Origin of the sequence: Sandarakinorhabdus sp. (genome assembly GCF_040398665.1) — a bacterium.
Taxonomy (GTDB): domain Bacteria; phylum Pseudomonadota; class Alphaproteobacteria; order Sphingomonadales; family Sphingomonadaceae; genus Sandarakinorhabdus.
The window spans coordinates 95582-113634 of the sequence record NZ_JBBATQ010000003.1 but is presented as its reverse complement, the minus strand read 5'-3'; the positions used below and the strand labels follow the sequence as shown (position 1 = coordinate 113634).

Below are 18053 nucleotides of genomic sequence, written 5' to 3'. Positions count from 1 at the left end.
ATTCGTTAATATCGGGGACGATTGTGAATGATAGTTAAATCCATGCTGGCTATTCGCCTGGCTGAGCGAAAGATGAAGATATCTGAGCTTTCCCGGCGATCTGGCGTCAACAGAACCACGCTGACGCGAATGTATAATGATCAGATGGACCGAGTTGACTTGCTGATTTTAGCAAAATTGTGCAATATTTTGAACTGCAGTGTAGGCGATATACTGCACTTTGAAAAATTTAACTCAACCCGGCCATCGGAAATTTCCGCCATTTCTGTTCTTGATCCCATCCCGTGAATTAGATTCATTTCAGATCAACGGACACTGACAAAAGCGAAGCTGCCTTGAGCGAAGGATTCTGCAGATGAAGACGTCGCAGTTCACAGGCGAGCAGATCGCGTTCGCCCTTCATCAAGCGGAGATGGACACGTCCGTTGCCGAGCTGTGCCGCAAGGTGGGCAAATCCGAGACCATCCATCACGGCTGGATGCAGCACGACGGCGGCTTTGGGCCATCAGAATAGCCGAGGTCCCTATTGGATACGGTTATCGATGCATCCATGCATGGCTTCGATGGGAAGGCTGGTGGCGGCACGCGGCAAGCCGCTGATGCTGATCAGTGGTAATGGCACCGAACCGACCTCCACCTCGATCCTGCGCTGGTCACAGGAACGCCAAGTCGAACGGCATTGCGTTGTGCCGGGCAAGCCGACGCAGAACGCCTTCGTGGAGAGCTTCAACGGCCGGCTGCACGACGAATGCCTCAACGAGACGCCGTTCACCTCGCTGGCCCACGCCAGGTCGATCCTGGCTGCCGGGTAGCACGATTACAACATGATCAGGCCGCACGCGAAACTGTACGGGCGCACCCCCGCCGAGATCGCCGATCAACGGAGTTGGGGCGTGCGCCCAACCCCGTTGCCATTCCATCAGCCGGTCCCGAACACCGGCTTTACGCCGCCGGGTGAAGCGATTGCTGCAGGTCGTTCACAGCCTGATCCCGTCACGCTGTTGCGCGCTCAATAGCCGACCGTAACGAACACCGAATAGGACAACGCATCGACCGCCGGAGGCGGTGTCAAGCTTCCGGTTTCAAGCGTGATATTCGGCGCGATCTGCACCGCCCGCGGCGCGGAGGTGTCGGTGCGGCTGGCCGGGCCCTGCTCGGCCAACTGCAACACCGGATCACCAACATCTTCGGCGTCTGGCGGCACTGGATAAGGCTCTGCCGGCACCGGCGAGGGCGGGCTCGGCTCCACCGGCGGCGCGACGATCGCAACCAAGCTGGTCCGTACCGCCTCTGCCACCGGCGCAAGGGCAGGTGCTGGCGCAGCGTCGAGCGGCGGCAGTTCCGGCGGCGGCGGCGACGACGCAGGCGCAGGCGCAGGGGCAGGGGCAGGCGCAGGGGCACGCCCGGATGCCGGAAGAGCGGCGGCCGGCTCGCTTGGTGCTGTTGCCGGTGCTTGTGCTTGTGCTTGTGCCGGTGCTTGTGCCGGTGCTTGTGCCGGAGCTGTTGCTGTTGCCGGAGCTGTTGCTGTTGCCGGAGCTGTTACTGTTGCTGTTGCTGTTGCGAGCGAGGGTATGGCGGCCACCGTGGTGGTCACGCTGCTGTTCACTGAGCTGATGGCGGCGGTGATGGTGCTGACAACATTGGACGTGATGGTGAGCGCCGAGTCATTCGTGGGCGCCTGCGCAAAGACATAATTGGTGGCGGTCAGCCCGCTGCCATTGATCGGATAGGGGCCGGCGGGGCTCTTGTCGGTGGCGGTGGTTCCGAACACCAGCGTGCCGGTGGTCGCGCTTGCCAATGTTTCGCTGGCGATGAACCCGGTGACGCTGCCCTTGAACAAGGGATCGACCTGTCCAACCGTCCGCGTTGCGGTTTCGGCGACATAGAGAAGGGTGAGCGGTGTGATTGAACCGATCGCCGCCGAAACCGATTGCGGCAGGCTGTAGTTGGAAAGCAAGGTGCCGGTGCCGGCGGCAAAGTTGCTGCCGCCCAGCGTGGCGGATACCAGAAGGCCGCTGCCGGTATTGGCGCTGGCGAACCTGCCCTGGGCCTGGGTGACGCTGATGCTCTCGCCAGTTGCCAGGCCGGAAAATCCAAAGTTGCTGGCCGACAGCGCAGCCGCGGTGGTGCCGTCATAGGACCGCTGCACCGAACCGATCAGAGCGACAGTGAGCGCACGCGGCGTGACGTTGCCGATCTTGCCGGTGGCACTGGTCGGCAACACGTAGTTCGAAAGGAGCGTGCCCTGCGCGGCGGCAAAGTCCGCTGCGCCCAGGGTCAGCACGGTCGTTATGTTGCTGCCAACATTTGCCGATGCCAGCGTGGCCGCCGTCTTGGTGACGGTGATGCGCTCGCCGCTGACGAGGCCAGTGATGCTGAGATTGCCGGCGGTCAGAAGCACGCTGCTGCTGCCGTCATAAACGCGTTCGACCACGCCGATCAGGCCGACAGCAAGCGGACGCGGCGTAATTGTACCGGGCAAGCCGCCGCCGACCAATTGCGGCACGCTATAGCCCAGCACCGACCGGCCGGCGCTGTCGCGCACGGTAATGGAAAATTCGGGGATCAATAACTTGGTTGCAAGAACGTCGGAGCGATCGAAGCGCACGCCGCCCGACGAAATGGAAATGGTGGCAAGATCGCCGTTGATCGCGCCGGTAAGCCCAACCTGGTCAACGGGCAGGCTGCCGGCGTCGGTGCCGTCGTAAACCTTGGTGACAGGCGCGCTGCTTGTCAGGGACAGCACTGGCGCAATCGCATACAGGAAGCCGTTTGCGTCAGGCAGGGTTTCGGGCGGTGGTGCCCCGCCTTCGACCTGCGCTTCGGTGATGTTGTAATGGCGGAACTGGTAAGCCAGCGCTCCCGGCTTGTCGCCCGTCGTTGCCGAGAAGGGGTTGGCGTTGCCGCTCCACACCAGCCAGTTGGATTCGCCAGGATCAAGCGGCAGCGAGGCGGTCGCGTCGTTGATGAAGCCGGCCTTCCCGGCCAGACCGATCAATCCGGTCGTCTTGATCTGCGCGTCAGGGCCCAGCCTCAGGCGGCCAGCGGACTTGCTGAGGAAGCTTGTCAGCTTCCCGGTGCTGCCGATCACGCCGTTGAGTGTGAGGCCAGCCTGGGCGGTTATTGTCAGCTCGGTGTCGCCGACGGCTGATCTGGCAGCGTCGATTGCCGATATCACGGTCCAATCGGCGGCTCCCTGAAGCTCGATTTCGCCAGACGACCTCACCGTGATGGGGTTGGACAGCGTCGCGGCCACAGCCGATTCAGCCCGCAGCGTGCCGCCACTGATGATGATCGGCGTTTTGGCGATGTTGGCGATATTGCCCGTCACCAGCACCCCGTCCTTGATCACAAGCTCGCCGAGTGTGTTGCTGGCACCGTCAAGCCGGAGCACGCCTGGCCCGCTCTTGCCGAGCGAGACGGACGCAACGCCGCCGCTGATGGTGCCCGTGTTCAGGATTTCCAGGCTGACCGGGGCTGACGACAGCGCGATGGAGCCGGCAGTCAACTGCCCGGCCCGGATGCTGAGCGGCGAAGTCGCCGAACTCGTCAAGGTCGTGGAAGTTGTCGAACTTGTCGAGGTCGACGAGGTCGACGAGGTCGACGTGACATTGACCGTGTCGACCGTGACCGCATTCGACCCGAGACCGATGTTCTGGCTGGCCAAGGGCGTGCCGCTGGACAGGGCTGATCCGAAGGTCCCAGTGGTTGGCGCTGCGGTCACATTGCCTTGCATCAGCAACGTGCCATCGGTGTCGATCAATGTCGGTCCGGTCAATTCGACATTGCCGGTGAACCGGATCTGGCCTTCGGCAAGGCCTTGCGCCATGATGGTGCCGCCGGCCGCGATGCGTCCGCCGGGGCCGGCATCGAGCACGATCTGGCCGGAACGGATGCCCACTTTTTGCGCCATGACCATGCCGTTGGTGTTGATCACCGCTCCAACCGCTTCAGCGGCGGCGCGACCGGTCATCACGATGGTGCCGCCGGCGGCTGAAAGCGTGCCATTGTTGAAAATGCCGCCACCGATCTGCTGCGAGGTCAGATTCTGGGCGACGGCGAAGTTGATCAGACCGTCACCGGCAAAATCCAGCGTGAAGGCATTGCCGGCGCCCAGCGCGATCCTGTTGAGCTCCGCCGCGATCAGCGCGCTGCCGGCCCCGGTCGTGGTGACGCCACTGACAAAACTCTGGCCGTTCTGCACGCGCGTGCCCGCCAGCACGGCATAACCGGTGCCAGCCGCAGCGTTGATGATGATCTGGCCCTGGTTGAAGATGTTGGAATCGGTCACGCCCGTAATCGTCAACTGGTTGGCCGCGGCCATGAAATCGGCGATCTTGATGCTGCCGGTTGACGCCAGGAAGCCAGCGGTGGTGATGCGACCGCCGGTGCCAATGAACAGGCCCGATGGGTTCAGGATCCACACCTTGCCGTTGGCACTGATCGTGCCGTCGATCAACGTTCCCTGCCCGCCGGTCGCGACGCGGTTCAGCGTGATCGCACCGGCATTGGGCTGACTGAACACCAGGGTCTTGCCCGACGCCACCGACAATTGCTGCCAATCCAGCACCGCGCGCTGGCTGGTCTGGGTGATGGTGGTGGTCAAGCCGTCGCCACTGGTGACGACACTGCCGATGGTGCCGGCGCTGACCGCAAACGGCGGCGTCGTGGTCGGCACATTGATCTGCGCGCGCGCCGGCAATGCGGCCAATGAAAGCGCCATCGGCGCGGCAACGGCGAGCAAAGCCATGCGGGCGCGGTGGCCAAAGCAGGGTGGCTTCCTATTGATCATGGCACCCCCCTCAGAACAACAAGGTCGCGGTGAGATTGACGCGTTCGCCGCGCCCGGTCGTTTCCGAAACGGTGCGCCGCGCGCTGGCGATATGGGCATCCAGAGCGATCCGGCGGAAGGCCAGCGCCCGCAGGCCGATCCCCAGCGTCGACAGGCGGCTGGTGGCGGCCGTGCCACCAGCCAGGGGATTGACCACCGTCTCTGCCGCATCGCCAAAGCCATAGAGCTGGAGATTCTCGACACGCCCCTTCACCGAAAGGCGCCGCAGGTTCAGTCGCAGTTCGGCAAGGCCGCCGATGCCCTTGTCGCCGATGATGCTCGACGGATCATAACCACGCCCGATCAGACTGCCGCCGAACATCATCTGCTCGCCCGACAGCAGCCGCTGGCCGCTATACTGGCCCTGCACGACGAACCCGGCGCTCAACGGGCCGAACAGCGGCTGGTTCCGTTGCCACAGCAGGGTCAGCTTGCGGAAATTCGGTGCAAAGCCCAGCACCGACGGCAACCGCACGTCGCGATCATTGGCGCCGAAGGCCAGCACGCCTTGCGAGAAGCCCAGCCGCAGGTTCATGTCGCCGCCCAGCCAGCCGACCTGTCGCCACGCCAGCGCGACATCCGCGACGCTGCTGCGATCCTGTGTCACCGCCTCGCCCAGCGCGGAAACAAAGCTGCGGTTCACGGCGAAGCCAGCCTCCGCAAACAACGCGTCGGCGCGGTTGCGGATGAGCGGCAGCCGCAACCGCACACTGCCCGATCCGGAATGGCTGAGCAGACCGAGCGCCGAAACGTCGCCGCCGGGGCGCGCCTGCGCCACCACCAGACCCACGGCGGCAACGATGCCCCGCCCGCCGATCGGGATCGCATGGCGGATGGTCAACACCTGCAGTTCGTGCAGCCGTTCGCCAGCCGCCTGCAGCGTCAGATCGGTTGCGCCGGCCAGCCCCAGCGGCTGTGAGATCGTGGTGCCCATCGCCAGCGTCATCGGCCCGATCGCATCCGATGCCAGGTTGGAGAAATTGACGAAGGACTGCGGTGGCCGTCGCTCCACCTTCAGCACCAGATCGCTGCTCGCCGGCGCCACGCCGGGCTTGAGCACGCTGGTGGCGCGGATGCCCGGCATGTCGTTCAACAGCAGCATCGGCGATTCCAGATCGACGAGCCGCACCGGCCGCGCGCGGGTGACGGGCCCTACCATCCGCCTGCCCAACGCTGCCATCCTGGCATTGGGCGCTTCGACGAACAGTTCGGCGATGAAGCCTTCCAGCACCTGCACGTCCAGCGTTTCGTCGCGCACCGCCTGCGGCGGCACCAGCACACGGGTGAGGAAATGGCCGCGCGCGCGGTACAGCGCCTCCAGCTTTTCAGTGGCGCGGCGCAGATCATCCAGCGCGATCTTGCGGCCTTCCAGCGGTGCAAAGATGCGGGCAAGTTCGGCATCGCTGAACACGGTGGCGCCGGTCACCCGGATGCGGCGCACCGAAAATTCCAGTTCGTCCACGGCACGTGGCACGGCGGAACGTTCGGGGGTGAGCAGATTGAGATCATAAGTGCGTTCGGGCAGCGGCAGCGGCGCCACGCGCTGGCGCGAGATATCGGCCTGCGGCGGCAGCACCACGCGCGGAACCGTCTGCGCTGCTGCCGGCGCCCCGGCGACCAGCGATAGCACGAGCGCCACGCGGGCCGGATTGCGGTCACTTGTCATCCATCAACACCATCGTTGAGTGCTTGCCGGCCACGAGCCGTTCGTGATGGAATCGGGCCAGCGGATCATCCGGAAAGCGGCCCAGCAGCGCCGCAAAGCGCGGCTCCGCCTCGATCGCTTCGGCAGCCAGCAATTCATAGGCATCGGCATAATCGCCAATCAGCGCCCGATCCTCGGTATCGGCGATCGGCACATACAGGCCGGTCGCTGTCAGCTTGCCCTTCAACTGGATGTCGCCAATCTTGCGGAAGCGGCGTTCCGGGCAGGTATCGACGATCGATTGGGTGCAGCAGATGCGCGTGCCGAAATATTTGTTCACGCCCTCGGTGCGCGCCGCCGTATTCACCGTGTCGCCCAGCGCAGTGAAATCCATGCGCGATTGCGACCCGAAATTGCCGATCACGGCTTCGCCACGATGGATGCCGATGCGCGTCACCCCCATCGGCACGCCGCGCGCCACGGCATCCTTGCGGAACTGTTCGGCATAGACATCCAGGTCGAGCGCACACCTGACGGCGCGGTCGGCATGATCGGCCTGTTCAATCGGTGCGTTGAACACCGCCATGATGGCGTCGCCAATGAATTTGTCGATCGTGCCCTGATGGCGCAGCACGATCGTGCAGGCGCCGTCCAGATAGGCGTTGAGCAGATCCGACAGCGCTTCGGGTTCCAGCCCTTCCGAAAGCGTGGTGAAGCCGGCGATATCGGTGAACAGGAAGCTGGCATCGCGGCGGCGGCCGGACACGGTGGCGCTTTCGGGATTGCGGATCAGTTCCTCCACCACGGCCGGCGACACATAGCGTGAGAAGGTGCGCTGGATGAACTCGCGCTGCTGGCGCTCGCCGCGGCCGATAAGAAGATCCATGATCCACATCGCGCCAGCCAGCGCCAGGCTGGGGCCAAGCAGCGGCAACATCGGCAGGCCGTGGCCAAAGCCGATGATCGCGCCGGCCCACCACGCCGCCAGCAGCACCGCGCCCAGCGTCACATTGACGGCAATGCCCCGCCGCAACAGACTGATGCCGACGCCGGCTGCGGCAAAGGCTGCCGATACGCCGAACAGCATTGCCGGCGGCACCACCGGCGCGGCGCGGCCTTCGAGGAATTGGGCGATGCCGTGCGCCTGCACCAGCACGCCCGGCATATTGCCCAGATCACCATCATCGATGATTGAAAGCGGCGTCAGATGGCGATCGGTGATCGACAGCGCCGCCCCCAGCAGAACGGTGCGCCCGCGCAACAGTTCATCCGGCAGAAAGGGCAGATACAGCGCCGAAAACGTGGGGATCGCGGCGTTTTCGGCATCGGGTCGTGGCCGCCACGCAATGTCCTGCGCGGTGGTCGGCGGGGTGCCGCCCGACAATTTCACCATCGAAGGCACAAAGCCCATCGGCGCTGTCGGCGTGTAACGGCGCTGGCCCTTCACCTCCTCGCCACCCGGATTGATGCGCCGCACCGTGCCGTCGAACGCATCCGTCAACAGCAGGGCCTCCATGCGGTTGGCCGGTGGCACGAACGCCTGTTGATAGGCGTTCTGTTCGGGCGTCATGATCGTTTTCGACGCCGTGAAGCTGAACCGCAACGGCACCTTGGCAGTGGCGATCACGGCCTTTAGCTTGTCGTCCTTGGCGGGTTCAGTGGGCTGATCGATCAGAACGTCGACGCCGATGGCGCGCACGCCCTTGGCTTGCAGCGCAATGATCGCATCGGCCAGAAACGCACGATCAATGGGAGAACGATAGGCGAAGCGCGCCAGTGTGGCCTCGTCGATGGCGATCACCGCCAGATCGGACGACGGCGGCATGGGTGCCTGCATCGCCGCCACGCGGATATCCTGCAACCGGGTTTCCAGTTGCTTCAAGGGGGCGATCAGCAACACCGCGCCTGACGCCACGATGGAGACCACCACGGCCGTCAGAAAAGGGGCCCAACGCGCATTCATGACGAGGGCGGTACCGGGGCAGCCAGGCCGGCCTCGATCTGCCGCATCAGCGCATCGGCCTGCTGCACGCAGGCCTTTTCGAGCATCCACGCCGCCAAAACCGCAGGATCAGTGATGTCGGCCGGGATGATGTTGAGCCGGATGGCGCGTTCCTGCGTGCCGGTCTTGATGACGATCATCTTGGCACCATCCAGCCGCATAAGCGCCGGCGCGGTGATCTGGTCCTCCCCGGGCTTCCACTGGAAATTCGCCCGCCAGGAGCGATCCACCGGATAGACGACAAAGCTGGCCGCATCACTGGTGGCAGGGCGCCACCAAATCGGCGGCGCATCGTCACGGATGCAGCGTTCGCCCGGCCGCGACACGTCGATCAGCCATGGCGCGGGCAGAGCGGCCGCCAGAGCACCCGAGCGTACCGCCCCCACTGTGCTGGCGCGATCGTTGCGCGTGGCGATCAGCGCCGCCAGCGCCAGCCGCGGGTTCTGTACGGGGCCGCCAGCCGCAGCCGGCGGGCCATTGTGCGGCCCCTGTACGATGCTGACCCGGCCATCAGGGCCAACCAGCACGACACGCTCGCCCGGTTTCAGGGACAGCGGGGCCGCACTGTCGACCCGCGCACCAGGGCGGAGCTGGCCACCGCGCGCATCAACCACGACCAGCGGGTAGGCAAAAGCCGTGCCGGCAAGGGCGGCGGCGAGCGTGGCGGCGAACAGATGGACTGCGCGGATCACGGCTGGCTTCCATCGGCGAGCGGGGCGGTCTTCCCGTCGCCGATCACCACGAATGCGCCCCAGAAGAAGGGGTGGGCCGTGCGGGGCGATCGCAGGCTTGCGATCTGCGCCTCGCGCAGGGCCTCGTCCACCGAACGGTTGCGATCCGCGCCCAGCGACCCGAACAGGCCCCGCATCAGGGCGCCGGTGGCCGCCGATGGCACCTGCCAGTGGCTGGCCAGCACCGAACGCGCGCCGGCCCGGAAAAACGCATCGGCCAGCCCAGCCAGCGCGCCGGTACCCGTGCGCCCACCGCCCGGCGTTGCAGTGTTGCACGCCGACAGCACCACCAGATCGGCGCGCAGATCCATCGAAACGATCTCGCCAGCCGCCAGCAGGCCGTCGGCGGCCTCCTGCGCCACGGGTGCGGCGGGCGGAGTGAGCACCAGCCCCGGCTCGTTCTGGCATTGCAGTTCGCCGGGGATCAGACCGTGGGTGGCGAAATAGAGGATGCGGTAATCGCCCGGCGACGCCTTGCGCAACGCGGTTTCCGATGCGCCTTCGCCCATCAGCAGGGTGGCATCGACTGCGCCGATGGCGGCGGCGGCGTCGCGCACCTCCTGCCCCGTATCGGGCAGCGCCACCAGGCTGCGCAGCAGTTGCGGATCGACCGGCCCGCCGCCCCGGCAGCCGGCAAAGGCCCGCGCCAGCACCGAGCCGGCGCTCTGCTGGCCCGAAAGCGCCGGGTTGGCCACCGCCAGCATCATCCTGGGTGCGTGGCGCGCCATCTGCGTGGCGCGCAGCGCCATGAAACTCGACAGGCTGGGCGCGTGCGAGACGGCAAGGCGCTGCACGAGCCAGCTTGCCTCTGCATAGCGGCCGGGCTGCCGCGGCGTGGTGACGAGCACACCGAACGGCAGGCCCGAAAGCGCGCCGGCCGGGATGATGGTGAGCCGGTTGATGCCAGCCAGATCGGCGGGGCCGAGCAGTTGGCGATACAGATCGTGCGAGGCCGCCAGATCGAAATCGCTGACGCTGCCGCCCTCGATCTCCAGCCCGCGGCGCAGGCGGCGGACGGCATCGCCCAACGCCACATCGCCAAGGCCGACAGGGATCAATTGCAGGCCCGTGCGGCGCGCCAGCAGCACATAAGAACGATCGCGGCCAATCAGGAACTGGATCAGCCCTTCATCGTCGCTCAAGCGCGCGCGCACATCATCCAGCGAAACCTGCCGGGGTGTGGCGAGCGCGCCATATTGCGGGAACTGGCCGGCAACCTCGGCCGCAATCGCCGCCAGTTGGCGCTGTCCATCGGCAACCGCTGCTGCCAGCGTCGCCAACGCAGCGGCCGGCAGGCGATCATCGGAATCGGCGCCCTTGGCCTGTTCGCCAGCCAGACGCTCACGGGCTTCGGCAAGGGCTTGCGCGGTGGCGGACTGCCGGCGCAGCAGCGCGGCCAGTGCCGGCGTCTGCTCGGCGAGCCGCGCCGCCGACTGGTTGTTGCTGTGTTCCAGATCCGGCGCGCGCGACAGTTGGAAAGCCGTGAACACTTCGGCCAACAGCCCTTGCCGGTCGCGCGGTTCCGTCAGCGTCGGCAGCATCGCATCGACGGCCTGGGCAAAGGGGATCAGATCGGCATCCGACAACGCGTTGCGGTCGCGCGGTAGCCCCGCCGCCAGCGCAATGGCGCGGCGATAGGTGGCGACCGCGTTGGCCGGCAGCCCGCTCGACTGATAGCTGCGCGCCAACGCCACCCAAAGCCGCATGGTGGCGGTGGCATCGCCGAACAATCCTTCCCGCACCTTGAGAGCGGCCTGGAAATATTTCTCCGCCGCCGACATGCGCCCCAGTCCGGCGGTGGCCTCACCCAGCGTCGCCAGGATCTCGCCGCGCCACCACGGCGGGGCGCCGCTGGCGGCATTGATGCCCACCAGCGCCTCGCTGGCCCGCACGGCTGCGCTGGTGACATCGCCGGCCTTCAACAGCGCCGTTGCCTCCAGATTGAGCGCCATTGCAAGTTCGGCCCCAGCGATACTGCGAACCGACGCCTGCGAAGATGGACCATCATCTTCGTACAGCTGGCGCCATTGCGCCACGGCCGAAGCGGCCTCGCTGATGGCGCGATCTGCATCGCCCCGCAGCAACGCCAGCTGGGTGCGGTAGGCCGCCTGCCGTGCCACACGCGTCGGATCGGCCAGTGCTGCGGTGGCGGTTTCGGCCTGCCGCATCAGGGCATCGGCCTCGTCAGGACGGCCCGAAAGAGCCACGGCCAACGCCAGGTCCATCACCAGGCCGGCATTGCCGGCGGCGTCGTTCGGCAACAGCCGCTGCCGCAGCGACAGCGCCTGCCTGAAGGCGGCTTCGGCTGGCTGCACCGCCAGCTGCGCGATGTCGCGGCGGCCCTGCGACCAATATTGCCTGATCTGTTGCTGATCGCGCACGCTGCCGATCACCGGTTGATCGGGCCACCACTGCGCCACTTGCGCCGCCAGCCCGGCAGGGGCAGCGCGGTCGGTCGCCAGGGTCATCAGCGCAGGCGCTGCCGCCGCACTGCCGATCGCCGCCCGCAACTGGCCACCGACGATGGCGACAACCACCAACTGCTGCCAACCGTCGGCGCTGTTGCGGCAGGTTTCCACCAGCACATCGCCAAATGTCACGGCCGGCCGGCACGCCAGCGCCGCCAGTGGGGCCAATCGCGGGCGGGTTGCCGCCCAGGTGCGCGTCAGCCGTTCGGTCTCGCTTATGCCTGCGGCCTGCACCGGCACGGCAAAGCGCAGCACACGCCCCGCCTCGTTTCCGTCACAACGCAATATCTGCCCGCGCGGTCCGGCATCGGTGACCGTGCATTGCTCGTTTGAAAGACTTGCCAGTTCAAAGGGATCCGGCGCAAGTGCAGCCACCGGGTGTGCAATGGCGACAGCACCAAGCCAAATCGCCACCCTTCCCCAAAGGCCATATGAAACCGTCACCGCACCTCATCCACCAATTCCGAACCAATTGGGCTCCAGAGTGACAACAAAGATGTCCAAACGCACTCTGAGATAGAACCTTGAGCGGTCGTAATTTCCTTGGCCTGCTGCCCGTTTGCTGGACGGTCCGGAGCTGGAACGCTCTGGCGAGGCACGGCCTGGCCTGGACCAGATGAGCTGCTGCCGGATTCGGGGGGCACCGAAACAAGATGCTTTGTGGAACCGGAAAACATGAATGCCACGACGCAAATCCAGCCGCGAATTCAAGCCCGAGGCGGCAACGCTGATCGGGGATCGTGGTTTGACGATGGCGCAAGCCCGACGCCATGCTGCATCAGTGCGAACAGGGCAGCCAATAGACCAGCGAGCAGTTCCAGCAGCGGACGGTCGATAACGGCGTCACCCGTTCGATCAGCCGCTCAGGCAATATTTGGGACAGGTGAGATCGCCTCCGCGCCAAGGGGCGCTGGATCGGCCCCCACTCAGTGCGATCTGCCCGCCTGGGGCAACAGCTTGAACGTAAGTCCGGCATGCGCCTGCAGTCGATCGATCAGCAAATCCCCCATGATCGTCGCAGGCGTCCAGAAACCTCCCGCCACCTCGGCAGGGACGTCTTTGGCAAGGCAGGCGGCGGCCTGAGACAACATCTTGGCGGTTGAGCCATAGCCGGGATCGCGGTCCCCTGTGACCCGGCACCCGATCGTGTCGCCCTTTGCAGTCGACCCGAGGAAAACAAGATCAAAGCCGCCTTCCAGTTGCGCCTTTTCGCTTGGTCCTTCGCCCGGCTTTGGCAGCACCATGGTCTCGAGCAGCCAACGCACAGGCGGCACAGCCAGGCCGACCATAAGCGCATTCACGCCCCAAGTCGCCGCTTGGGCCCTCCGCTTGCCTTTCGCGCCCCCGCCCGTCACCACAGCTTCCTCGTACTGGAATTCAGCACCATAGCTCTTGTTGCCCAGAGCGTTGGAGCGATGCACGACCCGTATATTGATGCCCGCCATGACGAAGGGGGCAAGCCAGCCGCCAGAGACATCATCATAGGCGATCTTCACATCCGGCTGTGTAATCGAGAAGCCATGGCCAGGCGGGCAAAGGCTATAGGGGTCTTTCAACTCGCGCCGCAGATCAGCGTCGCCGACAGCTTCCTTGACCATGTTGATCATGCTCGCGATCGTGCCCCCCGACGCGCCGCCCTTGATGCTGACGACGCGCATCGCGATACGGTCGCAGGGTTGACCATAGTGTTCCAACGCGCGGCGCTGCAGAAAATGGACGCCCAGATCGGAGGGGATGGAGTCGAAACCGCAGCAATGCACGATCCGCGCGCCGCTGGCCTTCGCATCGGCCGCATGGCGTGACTGCATCTTGCGGATCCACTGGGGTTCGCCCGTCAGGTCGCAATAGTGGGTGCCGGTCGTGGCGCACACCTGCACCAAAAGGTCACCATAAAGCGCGTATGGGCCGACGGTGGACATAACGACCTTGGTCCGGGCACATATTTGCACCAACGCGTTTTCGTCAGCCGCGTCGGCCACAATTAGCTCTATCCCCGCCAGCCCGATCGTATCGCTGAGTTGCTGCAGCTTGCTGAGCGAACGCCCGGCGATGGCCCATTTGATGGACCCGTCGGCAAACTGCGTGTGCATATAGCGCGTGATGATCTGGCCGACGAAGCTGGTGGCCCCGTAAACGATGATGTCGAATATCTTGTCTGCCATTTTATCCTGCTGCGTCAGTGATTGTTCAAAAAGCGCCCAGCCTGCTGACGCGCACAAGTGCGGCCAGCGGCCTATCGCTGATAGACCAGCTTGCCGCTGACGATGGTCGCCCGAATCTTGCCGGCCAGGATTTTTTCCGGCGCGGATCCGGCAAGGGCGAAGGGATCAATATCCATGACCGTCAGATCAGCCCATCGGCCCTTGGCAATGATCCCCGTCTGGTCTTCGCGGAAGGCGGCATAGGCCGACCAGTTGGTATAGGCCCGGATCGCTTCTTCGATCGTCAGCCGCTCTGCCGGATACCATCCGCCGGCGGGCTGAAGCTGCTTGTCCTGACGGGTGATCGCGGAATGGAGGCCATAGAAGATGCTGTGATCGGAGCCCGGGTTGTCGGCATTGAAGGTCAGTCGCGCGCCAGCGCGGCGCAGCGTGCGCCAGGCATAGGCGCTAGGCACGCGCTGCGGGCCCAGGCGATCTTCGGCCCAGCTCTTGTCCTCCACCGCGTGGGGCGGTTCCATCGAGGCGATCACCCCCAGCCGGGCAAAGCGCGGCTGGTCTTGCGGAGAGATGACCTGGGCGTGTTCGATCCGGTGGCGGCCCTGTGCGGTGCCCGGATCAGCCTTGAACCCCGCTTCAAGGAAATCGAGCGCTTCGCGGTTGCCTGCATCGCCGATGGCATGGATCCCGAGCTGGAAGCCGGCCTTCATCGCCGCCTTGGCCAAATCCTGGTCAAAGCCATAACCGCCACCGCTGATCCCGCGGTGGCCCGGCTTGTCTTCATAGTCGGCCAGCAGCCGCGCCCCGCGCGATCCCAGCGCGCCGTCGTAATAGGCCTTGACCGCGCGCGTGACGAGCATGGAGTCACTGTCCCGGTCCGGCCCCCTGGCGATCCACTGCCGCATCAAGGGCGGGTCGCGCAGCGAGAGCAAGGCATAGACCCGGATCGGCAGGCGGTTCTGGTCCTCCAGCTGCTGCAGTGCGGCCATCGCCTGGCCGCCCACGCCGGCTTCGTGCACCGAGACATAGCCGTCGCTGGCCATCTGCGTGAGGCCCTTCAGCGCATGGCGCGCGACCACCGCCTGCGGCTCGGGCGGCACCGCCGCGTCGACCATTGTTGCCGCGCGGTTCAGGAACAGGCCATTCGGCTGGCCATCCGGCCCCAGCCGCATCTCGCCCCCGACCGGCACCGGGCTGGCCCTGGTGATCTTGCCGGCATCGAGCGCGGCCTGGTTGGTCCAGATGGCAAAACCGTGCAGACTGCGCAGCACCACCGGATGATCGGGCACCGCTGCGCTCAACTGCTGCTTGTCCGGATAGCGGTTGGCCCAGGCCCCCTCGTCCCAGCCGGCACCGAAGATCCATTCACCCTTGGGGACAGACTTTGCCCGCTCGGCCACCTTTGCGACCGCCTGCGCTTCGGTGGCAACATCGGTCAGGTCGACCGATTCCAGCTTGGCGCCCAGTTCGACGAAATGGGTATGCGAATCGACCAGCCCGGGGACCACGGTCGCGCCGTTCAGATCGATCACCCGGGTCCGCTTGCCGCGCAGCGCCAGCGCCCCCTTGTCGCTGCCGACATAGATGATCTTGCCGCCGCGGATCGCCACCGCTGCGGCATCGGGGTGCCACGTGCCGTTGGCAAAGGGCGCATCGGGCGCAGGCTTGCCATCGCGCGCGGGCTCGCCCCAGAGCAGCGTATAGACATGGGCGTCGGTCAGAATCAGATCCGCACCGCCGGGATCGGCCTTGGCCGTTGACGGGGTAGCACTGACGGATATCAGGACGACGCCGAGCACGCTTGCGAACAGACCCGCCTTCATATCCATTTGCTCCCTGGCATGTTCGTCGTCAGACTATTTGAGCCAGCTGGCGGCGCAGATTGGCGGAGGGTCGGCCCCATATGGGATTGATGTTAGGCGGCGATCTTGCGGTGTTGCAAGCGCCGATGGTCGATACAGTCACACGGAAAACCGGCCTTAGGTCGTGAACTCATAAGCGGGAACGTCTGCAATGGGGTGGGGAGCGGACAGTCAGGTTTCGGGGTCGCCGGTGCCGACAGCTGCCATGACATCCAATTGCCGCCTTTATCGATCGGGGTCGAGTTAAGGAAAAGCGAGCGGTGCCGTGATTTGACTTTTGCCGGCTGCAAGATAATCCTTTGCAATGACTAGTTACACATCCCTGTACGAGCGTCCTGATCTGTCTACCAAGCGCCTGTCGTTGCGCCGTCCGAATGACAGCGACGTGAACGCCATCGTGAGCATCGTCGGGGACTGGGAGGTTGCCCGACGCCTTGCACGTGTTCCCCATCCTTATGGCCCGTCCGACGCTCGGTTTTTTCTAGAACAAGTCGTACCTGCCGGATGGGTATGGGCCATAACCCTGCACGGATTCGATGTGCTTTTAGGCGTGATCGGCCTGTCGCCGGACGAGGCTGCAAACACGGCCGAGTTGGGCTACTGGCTGTCGCCTGCCCATTGGGGTCAGGGGATTGCAACCGAAGCTGCAAGAGCCGTCGTTTCGTTCGGCTTTGAAAACCTTGGCCTTCCCGTTCTCCAGTCCGGCTATTTCGAGGACAATCCAGCTTCGGGGCAAGTGCTTCGAAAGCTTGGTTTTGTTGAAACCGGACGAATAATGCTCCCATGCCTCGCTTCAGGTGGCGAAGTGCCATCGATAAGAATGGAACTGCCGCGCTCTTCATGAGGTGGCCTATGCAAAACGACTGCTAAACCGGCGCTCCTTATCGGGCTTTCTCAAAATTGCTTATCGGGGAAGGAGAATGGGGACGCAGCGATCTGTTTGTATGGTCGGTTTCGGGATCGCTTGGCGATCGATGGATCGACTGAGCTTGGGCGAAAGCAGCCGCGCGGCTTTATGAGTCTACGTCCTGGGGCCATCCCCAAATTATGGGCTTGCGCAGCCGTGGCGTGGCGGCAAGCATGCGGGCGGACAAGAGGACCCTGACCATGACCAATATCTTCACCAATCCCGAGATGAACGATCTGCGCATGTCGGAAAAGGCGCGGCCGCTCTTCGATGCCGTTGTCCGCCACATCAACGACAATGTCGTGCCGATTGCGGAGAAGTTCGAGGAACTGGGCAAGGGCCGCGCCGATCGTTGGAGCTGGGCGCCGGGGCAGCTGGAATTGCTGCAGACGGCGAAGGACAAGGCCAAGGCGGCGGGCCTCTGGAATTTCTTCCTGCCCAATGCCGAAACCGGCGAGGGGCTGAGCAATCTGGACTATGCCTATATCGCCGCCGAACTGGGCAAGGTGCCGCTGGCATCGGAATCATTGAACTGCTCGGCGCCCGACACCGGCAACATGGAAGTGCTGGAACGGGTTGGCACGCACGAGCAGAAAGAGCGCTGGCTGGAGCCGCTGCTGGCAGGCGAAATCCGCTCGGCCTATGCCATGACCGAGCCTGATGTGGCCTCGTCCGATGCCAAGAACATCCGCACCCGCGCCGTGCGGGATGGCAAGGACTGGGTGATCAACGGCGAGAAATTCTATATCTCGGGTGCCGGCGATCCGCGCTGCAAGGTGATGATCGTGATGGTGCGCACCAGCGACGATGGCCCGGCGAGCAGCCAGCAATCCCAGATCCTGGTGCCGATGGACACGCCTGGCGTGAAGATCCTGGGGCCGATGCATGTGTTCAGCGAAGATCACGCGCCGCGCGGCCACATGCATCTGCGCTTTGAAAACGTCCGGGTGCCGTATGGAAACATCCTGCTCGGCGAAGGCCGCGGGTTCGAGATTTCACAAGTGCGGCTGGGGCCGGGGCGTATCCACCACTGCATGCGCACCATCGGCAAGGCCGAGATCGCGCTGGATTACATGGTGAAGCGCGGCAATAGCCGCGAGGCGTTTGGCCGCCCGCTGATCATGCTGGGCAAGAATCTGGAACTGATCGCCCGCGCCCGCATCGAGATCGAGGCGATGCGGTTGATGGTGCTGAAGGCTGCCAAGGCGATGGACGTGCTGGGCAACCGCGAGGCGCGGGTGTGGGTGAGCATGGTGAAAGCGATGGTGCCGGAAAAGACCTGCCAGATCATCGATCAGGCCATCCAGATTCACGGCGCCGCCGGCATCTCGCAATGGACACCGCTGGCCGAACTCTATGCCGACGTTCGCCACCTGCGCTTTGCCGATGGTCCGGACGAGGTGCACCACATGGTTGTCGGACGGCACGAGACGGGGCTGCACTGATCG

At 64.8% G+C, this 18053-nt stretch carries 11 protein-coding genes and 2 pseudogenes; 6 read left to right on the top strand and 7 right to left on the bottom strand.

Features of this window, described 5'->3' with window-relative positions:
• The first annotated feature begins 42 nt into the window (after nucleotides 1-42).
• From ABWP22_RS05570 to ABWP22_RS05560, 3 genes and pseudogenes are all read left to right on the top strand, one after another.
• Nucleotides 43-288: a helix-turn-helix domain-containing protein gene (locus ABWP22_RS05570; protein ID WP_353198969.1), complete on the top strand. Its 246-nt coding sequence runs from the start codon at nucleotides 43-45 to the stop codon at nucleotides 286-288.
• A 67-nt stretch (nucleotides 289-355) separates the two neighbouring features.
• Nucleotides 356-514, top strand: coding sequence for a transposase (locus tag ABWP22_RS05565; RefSeq protein WP_353198968.1), 159 nt, complete (start codon nucleotides 356-358; stop codon nucleotides 512-514).
• 64 nt (nucleotides 515-578) lie between these two features.
• A pseudogene (locus ABWP22_RS05560) lies at nucleotides 579-875 on the top strand (integrase core domain-containing protein); the annotation flags it as partial.
• A 134-nt stretch (nucleotides 876-1009) separates the two neighbouring features.
• On the opposite strand, the gene ABWP22_RS05555 reads toward ABWP22_RS05560, so the two are convergent.
• From ABWP22_RS05555 to ABWP22_RS05535, 5 genes are read right to left on the bottom strand one after another with little or no spacing between them, the layout of a single operon-like run.
• The gene (locus tag ABWP22_RS05555) at nucleotides 1010-4750 is read right to left on the bottom strand and encodes a beta strand repeat-containing protein (RefSeq protein ID WP_353198967.1); all 3741 of its coding nucleotides are present in this window, start codon (nucleotides 4748-4750) and stop codon (nucleotides 1010-1012) included.
• A gap of 52 nt (nucleotides 4751-4802) precedes the next feature.
• Nucleotides 4803-6497: a ShlB/FhaC/HecB family hemolysin secretion/activation protein gene (locus tag ABWP22_RS05550; protein WP_353198966.1), complete on the bottom strand. Its 1695-nt coding sequence runs from the start codon at nucleotides 6495-6497 to the stop codon at nucleotides 4803-4805.
• Nucleotides 6487-8439, bottom strand: a complete 1953-nt coding sequence (locus tag ABWP22_RS05545) for a CHASE2 domain-containing protein (RefSeq protein WP_353198965.1) — start codon at nucleotides 8437-8439, stop codon at nucleotides 6487-6489. The genes ABWP22_RS05550 and ABWP22_RS05545 overlap by 11 nt, the downstream gene beginning before the upstream one ends.
• Nucleotides 8436-9170, bottom strand: coding sequence for a hypothetical protein (locus ABWP22_RS05540; protein WP_353198964.1), 735 nt, complete (start codon nucleotides 9168-9170; stop codon nucleotides 8436-8438). Before ABWP22_RS05540 ends, ABWP22_RS05545 begins: the two co-directional genes overlap by 4 nt.
• Nucleotides 9167-12052, bottom strand: coding sequence for a CHAT domain-containing protein (locus tag ABWP22_RS05535; protein WP_353198963.1), 2886 nt, complete (start codon nucleotides 12050-12052; stop codon nucleotides 9167-9169). The genes ABWP22_RS05540 and ABWP22_RS05535 overlap by 4 nt, the downstream gene beginning before the upstream one ends.
• A 377-nt stretch (nucleotides 12053-12429) precedes the next feature.
• Here ABWP22_RS05535 and ABWP22_RS05530 point away from each other — a divergent pair.
• Nucleotides 12430-12558 (top strand): annotated as a pseudogene (locus ABWP22_RS05530) (IS3 family transposase); the annotation flags it as partial.
• A gap of 45 nt (nucleotides 12559-12603) precedes the next feature.
• On the opposite strand, the gene ABWP22_RS05525 reads toward ABWP22_RS05530, so the two are convergent.
• Nucleotides 12604-13839 (bottom strand): saccharopine dehydrogenase family protein, encoded by a 1236-nt coding sequence (locus ABWP22_RS05525; protein ID WP_353198962.1) that lies wholly within the window; start codon nucleotides 13837-13839, stop codon nucleotides 12604-12606.
• Between the two features lie 71 nt (nucleotides 13840-13910).
• A complete protein-coding gene (locus tag ABWP22_RS05520; RefSeq protein WP_353198961.1) occupies nucleotides 13911-15659 on the bottom strand; it encodes an amidohydrolase in 1749 nt (582 codons plus the stop codon).
• Nucleotides 15660-16002: 343 nt separating this feature from the next.
• Between ABWP22_RS05520 and ABWP22_RS05515 the strand changes: the two genes are divergently transcribed.
• Nucleotides 16003-16542: a GNAT family N-acetyltransferase gene (locus ABWP22_RS05515; protein ID WP_353198960.1), complete on the top strand. Its 540-nt coding sequence runs from the start codon at nucleotides 16003-16005 to the stop codon at nucleotides 16540-16542.
• A gap of 263 nt (nucleotides 16543-16805) precedes the next feature.
• A complete protein-coding gene (locus ABWP22_RS05510) occupies nucleotides 16806-18050 on the top strand; it encodes an acyl-CoA dehydrogenase family protein (RefSeq protein ID WP_353198959.1) in 1245 nt (414 codons plus the stop codon).
• Nucleotides 18051-18053 lie beyond the last annotated feature (3 nt).

Bases quoted from the DNA above. Each gene is read 5' to 3' on its own strand.
- ABWP22_RS05570 (WP_353198969.1), top strand. From the start codon at position 43: ATGCTGGCTATTCGCCTGGCTGAGCGAAAGATGAAGATATCTGAGCTT.
- ABWP22_RS05565 (WP_353198968.1), top strand. From the start codon at position 356: ATGAAGACGTCGCAGTTCACAGGCGAGCAGATCGCGTTCGCCCTTCAT.
- ABWP22_RS05555 (WP_353198967.1), bottom strand. From the start codon at position 4,750: ATGGCTTTGCTCGCCGTTGCCGCGCCGATGGCGCTTTCATTGGCCGCA.
- ABWP22_RS05550 (WP_353198966.1), bottom strand. From the start codon at position 6,497: ATGACAAGTGACCGCAATCCGGCCCGCGTGGCGCTCGTGCTATCGCTG.
- ABWP22_RS05545 (WP_353198965.1), bottom strand. From the start codon at position 8,439: ATGAATGCGCGTTGGGCCCCTTTTCTGACGGCCGTGGTGGTCTCCATC.
- ABWP22_RS05525 (WP_353198962.1), bottom strand. From the start codon at position 13,839: ATGGCAGACAAGATATTCGACATCATCGTTTACGGGGCCACCAGCTTC.
- ABWP22_RS05520 (WP_353198961.1), bottom strand. From the start codon at position 15,659: ATGAAGGCGGGTCTGTTCGCAAGCGTGCTCGGCGTCGTCCTGATATCC.
- ABWP22_RS05515 (WP_353198960.1), top strand. From the start codon at position 16,003: ATGACTAGTTACACATCCCTGTACGAGCGTCCTGATCTGTCTACCAAG.
- ABWP22_RS05510 (WP_353198959.1), top strand. From the start codon at position 16,806: ATGACCAATATCTTCACCAATCCCGAGATGAACGATCTGCGCATGTCG.